Source organism: Bradyrhizobium sp. Unk1, from assembly GCF_059512345.1.
In genome coordinates, this window is the sequence record NZ_JCAMOP010000020.1 from 58,985 (window position 1) to 72,356 (window position 13,372).

Here is a 13,372-nt window from a genome sequence, read left to right on the forward strand (position 1 = left end):
TGCAGAGAACGTGGGTTTGAGAACGGAGGAACGGACATGAAGAAGATCATGGTGGTGGCAGCGTCGCTCGTGGTCTTGCTTGGCGGGGCGGCGGTTGCACAGCCCAGCGGCTCCAAGGGGTCGACATCCAGCGGCGCGACGTCCGGGTCGGTGCCGCAAGCGCCGATCGGGCATCGCCAGCCGCGCGCCGGCGACGTACCGAACGAGAAAAATCTGAGCGATCCGAATAATCCCGTAAACAAGGAAGACGCGGCGCTCGACAAGAAGATCAAGAGCATCTGCCGCGGCTGTTAGCTTGTGGCTAGCGGCGGGCAGGGCGCGACAGCTCGCCCCGCCCGCTTTGGCTTTGGCCTTACGCCGAGCGCTCGTGCAGCCCCGCGCGCTGCGTGTTGCGCCGGATCTCGACCGCGTCAGCGAGCTGCTCGAGCGCGGTTGCCGTGGTCGCCCAGTCGATGCATCCGTCCGTGATGCTCTGCCCGTAGTTCAGCGGCTTGCCCGGCACCACGTCCTGGCGGCCGGCAACGAGATTGCTCTCGATCATCACGCCCATGATGCGGTTCTCGCCGCCCGAGATCTGGCCGGCGATGTCGGCCACGACCAGCGGCTGGTTTTCCGGCTTCTTGCTCGAATTGGCGTGGCTCGCATCCACCATCACCAGCGGCGCGACGCCGGATTTGGCCAGATCGTTGCAGGCCGCCGCGACGCTTGCCGCATCGTAGTTCGGCTTGCTGCCGCCGCGCAGGATGATGTGGCAGTCCTCGTTGCCCGCGGTCGAGGCGATCGCCGAGCGGCCGAGCTTGGTCACCGCCATGAAATGATGCGGATGCGAGGCCGACTTCACCGCGTCCGCCGCAATGCGCACATTGCCGTCGGTGCCGTTCTTGAACCCGACCGGGCACGACAGCCCCGAAGCCAGCTCGCGATGGATCTGGCTCTCGGTCGTGCGCGCGCCGATCGCGGCCCAGGACACGAGGTCCGCAATGTATTGCGGCGTCGTCATGTCCAGAAATTCTGCGCCGGCGGGCAGACCGAGATTGTTCACCGCGGACAGCACATTGCGCGCCAGCCGCAGGCCCTTGTTGATGTCGAAGCTGCCGTCCAGGTCGGGATCGTTGATCAGGCCCTTCCAGCCGACGGTGGTGCGCGGCTTCTCGAAATAGACCCGCATCACGATCTCGAGCTGGTCGGCAAGGTCTTCGCGCAGGCTCGCGAGGCGCTCGGCATATTCGAGCGCGGCCTTGGGATCGTGCACCGAGCAGGGGCCGACCACGACCAGCAGGCGGTCGTCCTGGCCGTTGAGGATGGCATGGATGGCGTTGCGCGCCGCCATCACCACACGCGTTGCGGTGAGCGTGCGCGGGACTTCCCGCATCACCTCTTCCGGCGTGCTCAGCTCTTTCAGTTCGCGGATACGAAGATCGTCGGTCGTGCTCAGCACGGCAGGCTCCTGTTTGGTTGAACCTGCCGGCAATAAAAAAGCCGCCAGGTCTGGCGGCTTGTTCGGACGTTTGCTTCAATATTCAGATTGAGCGCGATCCTCCTGCCGCCAGCGAGCTGTCGTAGCTAAAGTACCAAAAATAGCTGGTGACGAGGGTGATCATGGCCGCTGATATAGCGTGCGATTGGCGGGTTGTCACCCCCCAATCGGCGCGAGGGGCCACGAGGCGCCTCAACTGTTGCTATTGCGTGCCGCCAGCGCCATGCCGATCAGGGTGGCGCCGCCGAACAGCAAATTGATACCGACGAGGATGCCGATCGCCCATTCCGCCGAGCTCGGCAGCCCCGTGATCACCATGAACGCGATGGCGATGTCGACGAGGCCCGAGATCAGGAGCCAGGACCATCGGCTGTTCAGCTCGCGGCGGTGCTCCAGCGCATACATGATGGTGGCGACGCCCTCGGCGAGGAAGTAGGCGCCGAGCACGATGGTCAGCGTCAGCACGGCCTGCATCGGCCGGGCCAGCAGGAGCATGCCGGCGAGCACGGCCAGCGCGGCCGAGATCAGCGACCACCAGAAGCCCGGCGTGCTGCGCGCCCAATAGGTCACGATCAGTCCGCCGATGCCGCTGATCAGGAACATCCAGCCGAGAAAGATCGCGATCGCAAGGCTTGCGAGCGGCGGCAGGATCAGCGCGGCGATACCGAGAACGGCAAGCAGGATGCCTTCGAACAGGAAGGCCTTCCAATGCGCCTTGACCGTTTCGCTCATGGCGGATTGCAGCCGGGAAAAATCCTCAGGCGATGTCATCGGCAGGCTCCAGATCGAAAGCTGTGTGCTCAATCTAGTATGCACACACTCAGCTTGCCATCCCGTGGCTCAACCGCCGCCGTGCGCTGACGAAAAACCTTCGCCGCTGGTGCGAACGCGGTTGCGGCCGAGAACGTAGATCGCGATCGTGACGATCAGGAGCGCGAGGCCGAGCAGGATCGAGACGAAGCCGATCGGGATCAGGGCCAATGTCAGATTACGCTCGGGATTGATCAGCCAGTGATGGATCGAGGTCAGCACGAAGGCGAGGCCGAGAAAGCCGACGCCGCCGCCGGCGAGCAGCAGCGCCCACATCCGGCGCAGCTGGCTGAGCCGCTCCCGCGCGATATCGGTCCGCGGCGCGTGATGGCGCGCGACCCGCCGCACCAGGCGGATGGCGAAGGCGATCGAGCTGAAGCCGATCAGCAGGCTCGCTCCGCCCAGCCACATCCGCAGCGTCGGATCGAGATCGGGCATCCGCTGCAGGGTCAGCAGCGGGAAGTCGAAGGCCGAATGCAGCGCGAGCGGGCCGGCGAAGATCAGCAGGCGGCTGGACAGGCGGGCCCAGTCGCGATGGTGGCGGTTCGCACCCAGCGCCGTGCCCGCGCGTGCGATCGTCAGGTAGGCACCGGCGATGATGCCGAGCGCGCCGTGGAACGGCACGGTCAGCACGCTGCGCAGCGCTGCCAGCGAGCGCCACATCTCGGCATGCTGGACGAGGTAGGCGAGGTTCTCGTAGGCGGCGAAGCCGAGGCCGACCGCGGCGCCGTAGACCACAGTATCCATGGGGTTCGCAAAGGTCCGCCGCTTGGTCGAGGAGACCAGCACGATGGCGATCACCTTGACGGCTTCCTCGGGCAGCGCGACCCCGAAGACCGAATGCATGGCGAGCGCCGCCCAGGGGTTGTCAGGGGCTGCAACCATCTTGGCGAAGGGCGCGCGGGCAAGGCCGAGCAGCGAAATGCTGGCCGCGCCGAGCAGGAACGCAGTCCAGACCTGGGCCGGCGGTCCCGGGCGCTCCTCGGCCGCAATGACGAGCCACAGCATCAGCAGCGCCGGGGCGATGGCGGCAGTTCCGATGACGGTGGGCAAAGCTTCAATCAGGTACATCGGCGCCGAAAATAGGTTCCCTTGGTCCGCTTATCTACGTCTACCGATGCGACCATGTGTCATGCATTCGCTGTCGCGTCACTTAACAGGCGCGACAGCCAGCGTTCATCGGGATCGGCGCCGAACGTGTAGAAGACGAGCGCAATCAAGCGCATGACAGAACCAATCGTCATCGATGGCAGCGGTCCGCGGCCGCCACGGGATCGCGATTGGTAAGTCAGATCAAGGCACTGCGCAGGTTTCTTCGATTCACGATGCACGTGGCTGAGCGGCGAGTCCAGAGGCGGCGTGGCTGCCGCCTGGACGACGCTCGGCCGGGCCAACCGGCCTAGTCACGCTTCGTTGTGCGCCCACGGGGCGGCGCAGCGACCCAGCGTGCGCGCACCTGCTCCAGCTCCCAGAAGGCGCGTACGAGGCACGTGCCAAGGCAGAAGACAATGAGCAGCAGCAGGAAGGCCTGGTCGACGGCGGGGATATGTATCATGACGTTGATTAAGCAACGTGCATGCCATGTGTTCCCGCAGTCGCCTGCGCCGGGGGCGCAGCCCGCAGGGCGATTGGGCCGGTGTTTCCCGCGCTTCAATGCGTGGTGAACGGCGGCGGTTCGTCCGGGGCGATGTCGAAGGCGCCGAGACGGAATTCCTCGCCGACGGCCTCGTCCGGCTCGGCGTGGTGCGCGAGCAGCGTGAAGGCGGCTTGCGGATATTGCTTCCAGATATCGAGGTCGCCGGCCGTAATCGTCAGCCAGCCAAAGGTGTACATATAGCGTCCGGGCTCGGTGACCCGGCCAACCCTGTCCCAGGTGATCTTATCAACCGTAATCTTGTTGACTGCCATTCGGTCCCCCGATCGCAAGTCTGCAAATGAGGTCCGGCACGAGGCACAGACCCTCAAAAGCTGATCCCGCAATGGGGCCGCGATAGGGCAGCGGAGCGGAGGCAAGGCGGCTGGAGGAACGGCCGCCGCCTGTCGCCTTAGCGCGCCGTCGTGGCTGCCTGCGCCTCCGCTTCGGACGCCAGCTCGAGCTGACGGTGCGAGGCGTGGAAGACGTCGTGGACGAGGCCGATCTTCTCCATGCCCAGAATGATCAGGCCGTTGAGATCGATCTCCCACCAGGCGTGCGAGATATAGGCGTCCCGCGGGAAGCGGTGATGGTTGTTGTGCAGACCCTCGCCGAAGGTGAGGATCGTGGTCACGAACTCGTTGGTCGAGGCGTCCTCGACCTCGAAGCGGCGATAGCCGTAGGCATGACAGACCGAGCCGGTGAGCTGGCTGGTGAGGATCAGCAGATACGCACGCAGCAGGCCGGAGAACAGCACGCAGCCGATCATGGTGTGCACGCCGCCGAAAACGTAACCGATCATGCCGGGGATGAAGACGGCCGACATCCCGTACCAGACCCAGCGCGTGCGCACGAAGAACATCGCAATGGGATCGGCGAGGATGTCCTTGGCGTAATATTCGTTCTCGGTCGTCGCCTGGTCGAACACCCAGCTGCCCTGGGCGTGCAGGAAACCCTTGAGCGCGCTGACATAGCGATTGCCGAAGCCGTCGAATTGCGGGCTGTGGGGATCGCCGACGTCATCGGCATAAAAGTGATGGCGGCGGTGGTTGGCGACCCATTTCGCGATCGAGCCCTGCACCGCCATCTGGGCAATGGCGCAGAAGAACACGCGCATGATCGGGCCGGTGCGGAAGCTGCGATGGACGAACAGGCGGTGCATGCCGGCGCCGATGCCGAATGTCGTCAGCGCGAACATCCAGGCGAAGGTAAACAGCTCCACCTTGCCGACGCCTTGCGTGATGGCCCAGATGATGCCCGCGACAGCGCCGACATAGAGAATGCCGAGGAGGAGATAGCTTTCGCGCAACTTGGCCTGAACGAGCGGTCCTTCAGTGACGACGCCGGGCGGGAGCTGTGGCTTTGCGGCGGGCGCGTTTTGGGCGGTCTCTGCCGGGGCGAACTCAGCGATGGACATTCCGGGACTTCCAATAACTCGGGGCCCGCAGTGATTGCGGACGTACTGGGTCACACCCTACCGCGCGGGGATCAGCACCTCCAGTATTTAGTTAAAATTGAGTTAAAATCGATCGGGCCGATTCAGGCCGATTGCAGCATGGGCGTACGGACGACGAGGCGGACGAGGTCGTCCCGCTGCTGCTTTTCGGCGAACTTGACGGCAAAGCCGTTGTCGAATTTGCGAATGACGCGCCCGACGCAGGCGCCGACCGCAAGCGGGGTTCCGATCGGCGGGTCGTATTCGCAGGATATCGCGACGCCGGCCGTGGAGACGTCGATGATGAAGCAGGCATGGGTGCTGCCGTCGGCGAGCGTCAGAAAGGTGTGCGAGACCTGGGGAACGAAGCGCGCGTCATTGCGCAGTTCTAGAATGCTGGCGTCCTTCTGCTTCTTCTCCAGCCAGGTCAGCTTTTCCGACATCCAGGCGCGCCGCTCCCGCGTCATGTCGAGTTCCATCAGGAAGCCCGCCTTCAGCGTCGCGCTGATGGTGCACTGGAATTCGCCAAAGTCCTGGAAATAGGAGGTCACGCGCTCGCCGACCTTGCCGACGACAGGCACGTCGACGATCATGCGGAACGGAGAGACACGCTTGGTGCGGCAGGCGAAGGTGCGTAGCTGGCCCTCGCAATCGTACCAGCGCGGCAGCGAGTAGCTGCCGCTCACGCTGACTTCCACTGCGCGCTGCCTGAGGAACTCTGAGACGGACATGACGCCAATCGTGTTTCGGAGTGTTTCCGTAAAATCACGTAGCGGGCAACGTCTAAGCAAACGATACGCCGATCAAATAGCGGGGGTAAATTTTCGGTAAATGGACGTGGCGTGTCACGACAGTGTGCCGCTCAGAGAGATCCGAGCAGCACCAGCAAGGCGAGCAGGCCGACGGCCATGAGGAGCTTGATCGCCGTCGCAGTCAGGCTGTCCGGCCTGATCTGAAATCCGAACCACGGCAATGCGTGCCGCATCGCCAACCCCGCAGACGCTTCGACGGTCGCGAACACGAATGCGATGCCGGCAATCGCGGACCAGGATGTGTCCGGCGGCATCCATGCCGCAAGCGAGGCCGGGACGGAGCCTTGCAAGGACGCGAGCAGCGCGAACCACCCGAACAGGGATGCGAAGCCCTTGATGATGTCGGGGCCGACCGTATCCCGCTCGAGCCGGATGCCGATCGTTCCAAGCGCGTGCTCGATGCGCTCGCCGTCGGTGAGGAAGAGGAAGGCACCGAGATTGAGCGGAATGCGCGACTGGAAGAACAGGGCGATGACACCGAACAAAACTAAGTAGCCGAAGGCATCGCCGAGAATGTCCAGGCCGCTCGTGCGCGACGGCGTCGGCGCCGTCGCGGCCTGGGGCTGCGGAAGCGATCGGGCCCGCGCCATGTGCTCCAACATTCCGGCGCGCCGCTCCGGCGCGTAGGCCGCGGTACGGTGCATCCAGGACGGCGGAGCCGGCGAGGCGGCGCCGATCTGGCGGTCCGAGGGGGATTTATGCAGCACCATGGCCTGTACCGGTTCCAACGGGACATTGGTCGTCGGTCAGGGGCGGGGAGGTTCATGCGGGGCAGCGGATTTCGCCGCATCAGCGGCCGCCGGTTCACGCTGGCGGGCTCCAGCCTTGTTGCATGCGCTAATCATTCGTGAATTGCCCACCCCTGACGCCGTGGAAATACTGATCCAGCTATGATGGCGGTGGTGTTGATTACCGGCTGTGTCAGCGTTTTGGCTCTAGGCGCCACATTCGCGGTGGTCATCTATTTCGATGCTAGAGCTGATCGCAGGCGCCAACAGTAAGGCCGCGCCGGAAGGTGATTGCCTGATGAACAGGATCACTCGAACGTTGGGCCGGACGGGGATGTCTCTTGTTGTCGTTTCTCTTGTCTCTGCCTGCTCCAGCTCAGAACATGCCGCTCCGAAGTCAGTTGCTCGATCTGGCGCGCAGTGGGCCCGAGACCTCAATGAGCCGCCCCCAAATCGAGAGCCCGCGAGTGCCGCAACTGCGCAGACAAAGGCAGACCTGAACGCGGCGCGCCAGAAGGCGGTTACCGGGCGGTAGGGGTCTTTCGCGCTGAGTCGTCCGCAAGCTTACCGGTGCGGGCAGAACTTCACGAGCCGCGGGGCTTTGGTCCCGCCCTAGATCAGCGGAAAATGGTTGTTCTTATATTGAAGGGCTGACGGATCCGCAGGGCTCATGGGTTAGGAGCACGTGCCCGTGCCAACATTCATGGTGCGTTTGGGCGAAGCCAATCAAGGCCAGGATAATCAAAGCCACTGCGACGCATCCGGCTACAACGTTCTGCATCATGGCTGCCACTCCAGGTAAACTGTGACTGGCTTACTCGGCCAGGCACCGGCGAGCAGGCCTTCGAAGTCCGCGCTGGGCGCCCGGTCACCGAGGGTCCACCGCGGAGGACCGGGCGGACAAGCTATCTGGCGAAACCGGAGTCTAGAAGCTTCAGAGTCGAAATCGGCCACTTGCCGTCGTGGCCACCGATCGAGATCCGGAGCCCGTGCACCTCGTCAAGGAAGACGTGATCAACCGTCCCCGCCTTACCGTCGGTCAGGATAACACCCCTGCCGATTAGCTCCGTCTCGGCAGCATGAAGTTCTCGAAGGATGTTCGTCGCTCGTTTGGTCCAGTCATCGGACATGGTCATGCCCTACGCGGCTGGCGGATTAGTGAAGATCAGTCAGAGCGGCAGATGCATTGAGGCCATCGCCGCTTCGCGCGAGTGAGTGCCGCCAGCCGTCCTTGTCGAGCTCGACCCTGAAACCTTCCGGCAGCCGCGGCTTCTCGCCTTCGGTCACGACTTGCAGCGCGGGTTACTTCGGTGGGTGCAAATCGCCTTGAAGCCAGCGGCCATTGGAATGCATGGGATCTTCATGCGCTGCGAAGGTCGTAAGTGCGTGATTGCAGACAGCGCAGCGAAACATGTGCAAGTCCACGCTTAGGCTTTTTGGCTCGATGCTGACGAGCATCATCTGGGCCTTGCAGCTCGGACAGGCTGGGCGCGCAAATGGAGCCGGCGGAATGGGCCGCGCGAATCTGGCGGCCCACCGTTGTTCGAACTTTCTTTCGAGGTCCGCAGGGATCGTGCTCATGATCCGAACTCCGGGGTTCGCGATCCTGCCCCGGTGCTAACGCCTCAACGCTCACCGCGCCCTAAAGGTCCCAAACAGCACCGGAGGGAACCATCGCGTCCGCAGCGGCGCGGTAGTCGGCCGCCAGCGCGTTCAGGCCGTCGCGCGCGAGAACGAGATCGTCATCGTCCGCCCAATCCGAGCAAAGGCGCTCCATCTCGCGCAGCTCCGCGACCCGGCGCTGTGAACGAGTCCATACCCGTATATTGGACAGGTGTTGGACACGGCGGCGGAGGAGGCGGCAAGTGATTGATTTTGTTGGCGCTCCCTAGCGGAATCGAACCGCTCTCTCCACCGTGAAAGGGTGGCGTCCTAACCGATAGACGAAGGGAGCAAACACAAGGCCCCGCCGCTTTTCGCGGCACGGCCGCCGGCCACCCGAGTCGAGCCCGGCGGCTGCAGCGGGCGAACGTATAGTGGCCTTTGGCGCCGTGGGCAAGCCGTTCGGGAACGGTCTTTTGACACCGGTGGATAGCCCACAGCCCCGTTACATTCGCAGGCGATTTCAACGGTTTCTTAGGCCCCCTGAGCTAGCGCTGGAACCGGAGAGATTTTGTCCATGCCCCAGCCCAAGAAGCGCGCAGCCCGCAAATCGCTGTCGCGGCACGCCTGGATCACGCTCGACGGAGGGTTCGCGGCGCGGCATTGCCTGGTCCAGGACATCTCCGATACCGGCGCGAAGATCACGATGGACGAGGACGCGACCCAGCTCCCGGGCGTGATCCGGATGGCGTTCGCGCGCGATGCCCGCACCGGGCGGAGCTGCCAGGTGGTCTGGCGCCGCGGCAAATCGGCCGGCGTCAAGTTCATCTGATCCCGGACGAGGCGACCCGGATGGCGCGTGGCGCCGGTCCGGGCTAGAACGGCTGCATGCGCGCGCCGCTCCTCATCCTCATCCCGTTGCTGGCCACCTCCGCGGCCGCAGCCGAGGCCCTGCGCCTTCCGCCTGCCGAGCGGCCGCAGGCCGGCAAGGCGCTGCCGCTGAAGGGCGCGGGCGGTGCAGCCAAGGCCGGCTCCTGCGCCGCCTATGGCCCGCGCTTCGTCATGGTCGAGAGCACCGGCACCTGCGTGAAGATCGGCGGCTCGGTCAGCGTCGAGACCACGGTCAGGCGCTGAAGCCGATGCCGCCGGATCTCATGCGGCCCGACATCATCGTCCCCTTCGTGATGTATTGCGCGCTGCTGTTGTGGGTCGGCCGCGGCCTGAGCTGGACGGCCAAGCTCGCCACCGCCGCCGTGACGCTGGTGCTGATCATCTGCGTGCTGCTGGTCGAGCGCGGCTGGCGCTAGGCACCACCTAAAACAAAAAAACGCTAAAACAACCCCATGCACAGTAGCCGTCAAGTCCCGGCGCGGCGCTTGATGCGTGCGTCATGACGACGATTCATCGCGCGTTCAGCGCAGCTTAGGCCGCGCCGCCGGCTCACGACATCGGCGGTGCGACAAACTGGGCAAATCCGGGCCGCTTGCCGAGCTCGGCGAGCCAGCGCGTCAGATGCGGCTGGGCCGGGCGGGTGATGCCCTCGACGCCGAGCCAGCGCCGCGCATAGGCGCCGACCGCGATGTCGGCCAGCGTGAACTGGTCGCCGTCGATGAAGCGGCGCGACGAGAGCAGGCGGTCGGCGATGGCCCAGACCTCGGCGGCGGCATCGGCATCCCGCTGCACCTGGATCATGTCGCGCTCGGCGGGCGGCGTGCGCACGATGCCCCAGAACACCGGGCGGTCGACCGGCTGCACCATCGACAGCGTCCAGTCGAGCCAGCGGTCGACGCTGGTGCGCAGCTTCGCGGCTTCGGGATAGAGCGGCGTGCCGCGGCCATGCGCGAGGCAGAGATAGCGCATGATGGAGTTCGATTCCCACAGCACGAAGTCGCCCTCGACCAGCGTCGGGATCCGCGCATTGGGATTCATCGCGAGATAGTCGGCCTCGCGGGTCTTGCCGAAACTCATGCCGGCATCGATGCGCTCATAGGGCAGGTCGAGCTCGGCGAGGCACCACAGCACCTTCTGCACGTTGACCGAGTTGGCGCGGCCCCAGATCGTCCGCTTGGTGTCCGGCATGAAGTTCTCCCGCGGCGTTTTCGGTTTCGTAGCCCGGATGGAGCGAAGCGAAATCCGGGGTGCTTCGGCTGCAGCGGTCCCGGATTACGCTTCGCTCCATCCGGGCTACGAGCAAGCTCGCGCGCGTGATAGCCGAATTCCTCAGGCGGAGCGACGGCGATTGCGGCGCGCCCCTCATGCAAAAAGCTCCGCCGTCGGCGGAGCTTTCATTGCAAGCCAAACTCGGCAAATCGAACTTGGCAAATCGAATCTGGCAGATCGAGCCCGATGATCAGTGGCCGAAGAACAGCCACAGCAGAATGATCACAGGAATCGGCACGCCAAGCATCCACAGCAACAGTCCTCGTCCCATTGTGTCCTCCTCCAATCGTTATGTCGGAGGGACAACACCGGTCGCGAGGGCTGGTTCCTGTGGCGCGGCCCTACCAATGGCCGGTATTCGGCATCGACGACCACGGCTCGGCCGGCGCCTTCGGCTCGCCCTTCTGCAGCAGCTCGATCGAGTGCAGATCCGGCGAGCGGACGAAGGCCATGTTGCCGTCGCGCGGGGGACGGTTGATGGTGACGCCGGCCTTCATCAGCTGCGCGCAGGTGGCGTAGATGTCGTCGACCTCATAGGCGAGATGGCCGAAGAAGCGGTCCTCGCCGTAGGTCTCCTCGTCCCAATTGTAAGTGAGCTCGACCAGCGGCGCGCCGCGCGTTTGCGGCTGCTTCTTCAGCGCCTCGAGATCGTCCGCCGAGCACAGGAAGACGAGCGTGAAGCGCCCCTTGTCATTCTCGATCCGCCGTACCTCCTTCAAGCCCAGCGCATCCTGGTAAAACTTCAGCGCGGCATCGAGATTGCGCACGCGCAGCATGGTGTGGAGGTATCGCATGGTTGTTGCTCCCTTGAACGGATGGGGTTTTGCTTTGGGCCGGGGCGGCGGGGGTAGGAGATAGCAGGAAAGTGGGGCGAGGGGCAGGGGGCGCAGGCACATCTGCGTGAGGGAGAGACGCTGGGCGCGGCAAGCTAGGACGTGTACTCATTAAACGGTTGGCCGACTGATGTCCGCTCAACCCCCAACAGCGGCGGAAGAGCGGACGTTGTCCAAGGTCGCACAAGGGCCAAAGTCGGACTCAGGCGGCTACTAGGATGGGCTGTCCGAGTCTACCGGAACCGTGAAGTGAAAAATGGCGCCGCGGCCTTTATCGGCGGTCACCCATACTTGTCCTTCATGCGCCTCGATGATCGACCGGCAGATTGACAGCCCCATGCCCATGCCATCCGTTTTGGTCGTGAACATCGGGTTGAATATCCGATCCACGGCGCCGCCGGGCTCTAGACCCTCCCCCGTGTCTTCTACCGATACCATCACGTGTCTGGAGTGATGGACTTCAGACCTTATGGATAGGACCCGCTCCCCATTCTTCTTGGCCATGGAGTCAATTGCGTTCGTAATCAAATTCACCAGCACTTGCTGGAGCTGAACCTGTTCGCCTCTTATCCGCGGCAGCCGTTTGTTAACGTCGGCTTGAACGGCGACCCGATGTCTCCGCAATTGGTCACGGACGACGGTCAGAGCTTCCTGGATGACATCGTCGATATCGAGCGAAGTCCGGGTCCGTGCACCCGTCTTGAAATGCATCCGGATATTTTCAATCACGGCATCCGCACGGTGTCCGGTGGTCACGACGCGCCGAAATGCATTCCTGGCACTATCGAGGTCAGGCTCGACACGATCAAGCCAGTGCAATCCCGCGTTGGCACTGGCTATGATCGCCGTTAATGGCTGTTTGATTTCGTGGGCAATTGAAGCCGAGACGGCGTCGCCGGTCATCAGCCGCGCCTCACGTTCGCGACGTTGCGCCAGGACCGCGCCGAGCAGCTGCGCGTGAAGCGTCGTTATCTCATACAGCAGGACAAAGAGTACAAGAATGCTGGACACGAACCCGAAGACCCGGCCAGCATACCAGCCGGCGCTGAACCGGGCAAAACCGGGAAACGAGACCAGATAGATCTCAATTGCATATGCGCAAACAACCACCATCAGCCACAGATCGAGCACCGAACGCTGGCGCATCCAGAGCAAAGTGAGCGCAACTACGTTCCACAGGATTAGACAACTGGCAATATAGAGCGCGAGGTTAGAAAAATGGACCGGGTCGAGCATGATGCGGGGCAAGTATGCCTCACCCACTGTGACAAGAACTGTCACGGCACACACAACGGCTGACGTCATCGCAACACTCGAAAGAATCGTCGCGCCCACTGAGCCCTCCCACAATCGCTTGGGCGGATCGGCAACCTTCAAAAGGGTATATGCGATGACGAACGTAGGAAAACCGGCGTACCTCAGAGCGTTGAGCCAATCCGTGCTCTGTAGCCCCGCGCCAAGCAGGCCAACTGGCGCGAACGCCCCTGGAAAGACCAGCATCCAGGGGACAAGCATGAGCCCCGTGAAGAGATACCCGGTTGAGATTGCGAGGAGGGCACTCGAACGCAGGGTGGCGAACTGGTTGAACAGCAGGACCGCGGTGATCATGTCATTCACGAACATCGCCGTGCCGTAGGCCGGGACGAAGCTATCGATCCTCGCCAGCTGGACGTTCGAGAGCGCCCCTGCCAAGATTAAGACGACGCCCAGGAAAGCGAGCATGACCGCAAGGGCAAGCCGTTTCTGCGCCCGGCCGGGCGGTACGGTCGCAAGGGCGAAAGACTGATCCTCCGGGACAATGACGGCGGGTTTCATCATCGGAGCGAATCTTCCCAGCGGCTGGAACGCGCGGCACGAAGCTGCCCTGAGTTTCGTCTGGACG

General features: G+C 63.7%; 17 protein-coding genes and 1 tRNA gene. 4 read left to right on the forward strand and 14 right to left on the reverse strand.

From position 1 onward, the window contains the following. Positions 1 to 36 precede the first annotated feature (36 nt). Positions 37 to 294: a hypothetical protein gene (locus AC5ZFO_RS25025; protein ID WP_282519409.1), complete on the forward strand. Its 258-nt coding sequence runs from the start codon at positions 37 to 39 to the stop codon at positions 292 to 294. Between the two features lie 58 nt (positions 295 to 352). Here the strand turns inward: AC5ZFO_RS25025 and AC5ZFO_RS25030 are convergent, their stop codons facing one another. From AC5ZFO_RS25030 to AC5ZFO_RS25080, 11 genes are all read right to left on the reverse strand, one after another. Next, positions 353 to 1,438, reverse strand: a complete 1,086-nt coding sequence (locus AC5ZFO_RS25030) for a 3-deoxy-7-phosphoheptulonate synthase (RefSeq protein WP_282519408.1) — start codon at positions 1,436 to 1,438, stop codon at positions 353 to 355. 231 nt (positions 1,439 to 1,669) lie between these two features. Then, positions 1,670 to 2,248, reverse strand: coding sequence for an HdeD family acid-resistance protein (locus AC5ZFO_RS25035; protein ID WP_282519407.1), 579 nt, complete (start codon positions 2,246 to 2,248; stop codon positions 1,670 to 1,672). Between the two features lie 69 nt (positions 2,249 to 2,317). Beyond that, the gene (locus AC5ZFO_RS25040) at positions 2,318 to 3,358 is read right to left on the reverse strand and encodes a PrsW family glutamic-type intramembrane protease (RefSeq protein ID WP_282519406.1); all 1,041 of its coding nucleotides are present in this window, start codon (positions 3,356 to 3,358) and stop codon (positions 2,318 to 2,320) included. A 59-nt stretch (positions 3,359 to 3,417) separates the two neighbouring features. Then, entirely contained in the window at positions 3,418 to 3,681 is a 264-nt protein-coding gene (locus AC5ZFO_RS25045) for a hypothetical protein (protein WP_282519405.1), read from the reverse strand. A gap of 256 nt (positions 3,682 to 3,937) precedes the next feature. Further along, positions 3,938 to 4,195: a hypothetical protein gene (locus AC5ZFO_RS25050; RefSeq protein ID WP_282519404.1), complete on the reverse strand. Its 258-nt coding sequence runs from the start codon at positions 4,193 to 4,195 to the stop codon at positions 3,938 to 3,940. Positions 4,196 to 4,332: 137 nt separating this feature from the next. After that, positions 4,333 to 5,337, reverse strand: coding sequence for an acyl-CoA desaturase (locus tag AC5ZFO_RS25055; RefSeq protein WP_496122755.1), 1,005 nt, complete (start codon positions 5,335 to 5,337; stop codon positions 4,333 to 4,335). A 122-nt stretch (positions 5,338 to 5,459) separates the two neighbouring features. Further along, positions 5,460 to 6,086: a PilZ domain-containing protein gene (locus tag AC5ZFO_RS25060; RefSeq protein WP_282519402.1), complete on the reverse strand. Its 627-nt coding sequence runs from the start codon at positions 6,084 to 6,086 to the stop codon at positions 5,460 to 5,462. 131 nt (positions 6,087 to 6,217) lie between these two features. Next, positions 6,218 to 6,877: a hypothetical protein gene (locus tag AC5ZFO_RS25065; protein WP_282519401.1), complete on the reverse strand. Its 660-nt coding sequence runs from the start codon at positions 6,875 to 6,877 to the stop codon at positions 6,218 to 6,220. Positions 6,878 to 7,800: 923 nt separating this feature from the next. Continuing rightward, positions 7,801 to 8,031, reverse strand: coding sequence for a photosystem reaction center subunit H (locus tag AC5ZFO_RS25070; RefSeq protein ID WP_081369264.1), 231 nt, complete (start codon positions 8,029 to 8,031; stop codon positions 7,801 to 7,803). 506 nt (positions 8,032 to 8,537) lie between these two features. Next, positions 8,538 to 8,672: a hypothetical protein gene (locus tag AC5ZFO_RS25075; protein WP_256461574.1), complete on the reverse strand. Its 135-nt coding sequence runs from the start codon at positions 8,670 to 8,672 to the stop codon at positions 8,538 to 8,540. A gap of 102 nt (positions 8,673 to 8,774) precedes the next feature. After that, positions 8,775 to 8,849: transfer RNA gene (locus AC5ZFO_RS25080), tRNA-Glu, on the reverse strand. A 225-nt stretch (positions 8,850 to 9,074) separates the two neighbouring features. Here AC5ZFO_RS25080 and AC5ZFO_RS25085 point away from each other — a divergent pair. From AC5ZFO_RS25085 to AC5ZFO_RS25095, 3 genes are read left to right on the forward strand one after another with little or no spacing between them, the layout of a single operon-like run. After that, the gene (locus AC5ZFO_RS25085) at positions 9,075 to 9,329 is read left to right on the forward strand and encodes a PilZ domain-containing protein (RefSeq protein ID WP_282519399.1); all 255 of its coding nucleotides are present in this window, start codon (positions 9,075 to 9,077) and stop codon (positions 9,327 to 9,329) included. 56 nt (positions 9,330 to 9,385) lie between these two features. After that, positions 9,386 to 9,631, forward strand: a complete 246-nt coding sequence (locus tag AC5ZFO_RS25090; protein ID WP_282519398.1) for a hypothetical protein — start codon at positions 9,386 to 9,388, stop codon at positions 9,629 to 9,631. A gap of 5 nt (positions 9,632 to 9,636) precedes the next feature. After that, a complete protein-coding gene (locus AC5ZFO_RS25095; protein ID WP_014495480.1) occupies positions 9,637 to 9,804 on the forward strand; it encodes a hypothetical protein in 168 nt (55 codons plus the stop codon). A gap of 133 nt (positions 9,805 to 9,937) precedes the next feature. Here the strand turns inward: AC5ZFO_RS25095 and AC5ZFO_RS25100 are convergent, their stop codons facing one another. The 3 genes from AC5ZFO_RS25100 to AC5ZFO_RS25110 all read right to left on the reverse strand — a co-directional run bounded on the left by AC5ZFO_RS25100 (position 9,938) and on the right by AC5ZFO_RS25110 (position 13,308). Then, entirely contained in the window at positions 9,938 to 10,576 is a 639-nt protein-coding gene (locus AC5ZFO_RS25100; RefSeq protein WP_282519397.1) for a glutathione S-transferase family protein, read from the reverse strand. Positions 10,577 to 10,998: 422 nt separating this feature from the next. Beyond that, a complete protein-coding gene (locus AC5ZFO_RS25105; protein ID WP_282519396.1) occupies positions 10,999 to 11,451 on the reverse strand; it encodes a VOC family protein in 453 nt (150 codons plus the stop codon). 252 nt (positions 11,452 to 11,703) lie between these two features. After that, on the reverse strand, positions 11,704 to 13,308 hold the full coding sequence (locus AC5ZFO_RS25110) for a sensor histidine kinase (protein ID WP_282519395.1): 1,605 nt from the start codon (positions 13,306 to 13,308) through the stop codon (positions 11,704 to 11,706). Positions 13,309 to 13,372: the final 64 nt, after the last annotated feature.

What these genes read in the sequence shown, in the direction of transcription:
- AC5ZFO_RS25055 (WP_496122755.1), bottom strand. Translation starts at nt 5,337, where the DNA reads ATGTCCATCGCTGAGTTCGCCCCGGCAGAGACCGCCCAAAACGCGCCC.
- AC5ZFO_RS25035 (WP_282519407.1), bottom strand. Translation starts at nt 2,248, where the DNA reads ATGACATCGCCTGAGGATTTTTCCCGGCTGCAATCCGCCATGAGCGAA.
- AC5ZFO_RS25095 (WP_014495480.1), top strand. Translation starts at nt 9,637, where the DNA reads ATGCCGCCGGATCTCATGCGGCCCGACATCATCGTCCCCTTCGTGATG.
- AC5ZFO_RS25070 (WP_081369264.1), bottom strand. Translation starts at nt 8,031, where the DNA reads ATGACCATGTCCGATGACTGGACCAAACGAGCGACGAACATCCTTCGA.
- AC5ZFO_RS25090 (WP_282519398.1), top strand. Translation starts at nt 9,386, where the DNA reads ATGCGCGCGCCGCTCCTCATCCTCATCCCGTTGCTGGCCACCTCCGCG.
- AC5ZFO_RS25110 (WP_282519395.1), bottom strand. Translation starts at nt 13,308, where the DNA reads ATGATGAAACCCGCCGTCATTGTCCCGGAGGATCAGTCTTTCGCCCTT.
- AC5ZFO_RS25075 (WP_256461574.1), bottom strand. Translation starts at nt 8,672, where the DNA reads ATGGAGCGCCTTTGCTCGGATTGGGCGGACGATGACGATCTCGTTCTC.
- AC5ZFO_RS25100 (WP_282519397.1), bottom strand. Translation starts at nt 10,576, where the DNA reads ATGCCGGACACCAAGCGGACGATCTGGGGCCGCGCCAACTCGGTCAAC.
- AC5ZFO_RS25060 (WP_282519402.1), bottom strand. Translation starts at nt 6,086, where the DNA reads ATGTCCGTCTCAGAGTTCCTCAGGCAGCGCGCAGTGGAAGTCAGCGTG.
- AC5ZFO_RS25025 (WP_282519409.1), top strand. Translation starts at nt 37, where the DNA reads ATGAAGAAGATCATGGTGGTGGCAGCGTCGCTCGTGGTCTTGCTTGGC.
- AC5ZFO_RS25050 (WP_282519404.1), bottom strand. Translation starts at nt 4,195, where the DNA reads ATGGCAGTCAACAAGATTACGGTTGATAAGATCACCTGGGACAGGGTT.
- AC5ZFO_RS25105 (WP_282519396.1), bottom strand. Translation starts at nt 11,451, where the DNA reads ATGCGATACCTCCACACCATGCTGCGCGTGCGCAATCTCGATGCCGCG.
- AC5ZFO_RS25085 (WP_282519399.1), top strand. Translation starts at nt 9,075, where the DNA reads ATGCCCCAGCCCAAGAAGCGCGCAGCCCGCAAATCGCTGTCGCGGCAC.
- AC5ZFO_RS25065 (WP_282519401.1), bottom strand. Translation starts at nt 6,877, where the DNA reads ATGGTGCTGCATAAATCCCCCTCGGACCGCCAGATCGGCGCCGCCTCG.
- AC5ZFO_RS25040 (WP_282519406.1), bottom strand. Translation starts at nt 3,358, where the DNA reads ATGTACCTGATTGAAGCTTTGCCCACCGTCATCGGAACTGCCGCCATC.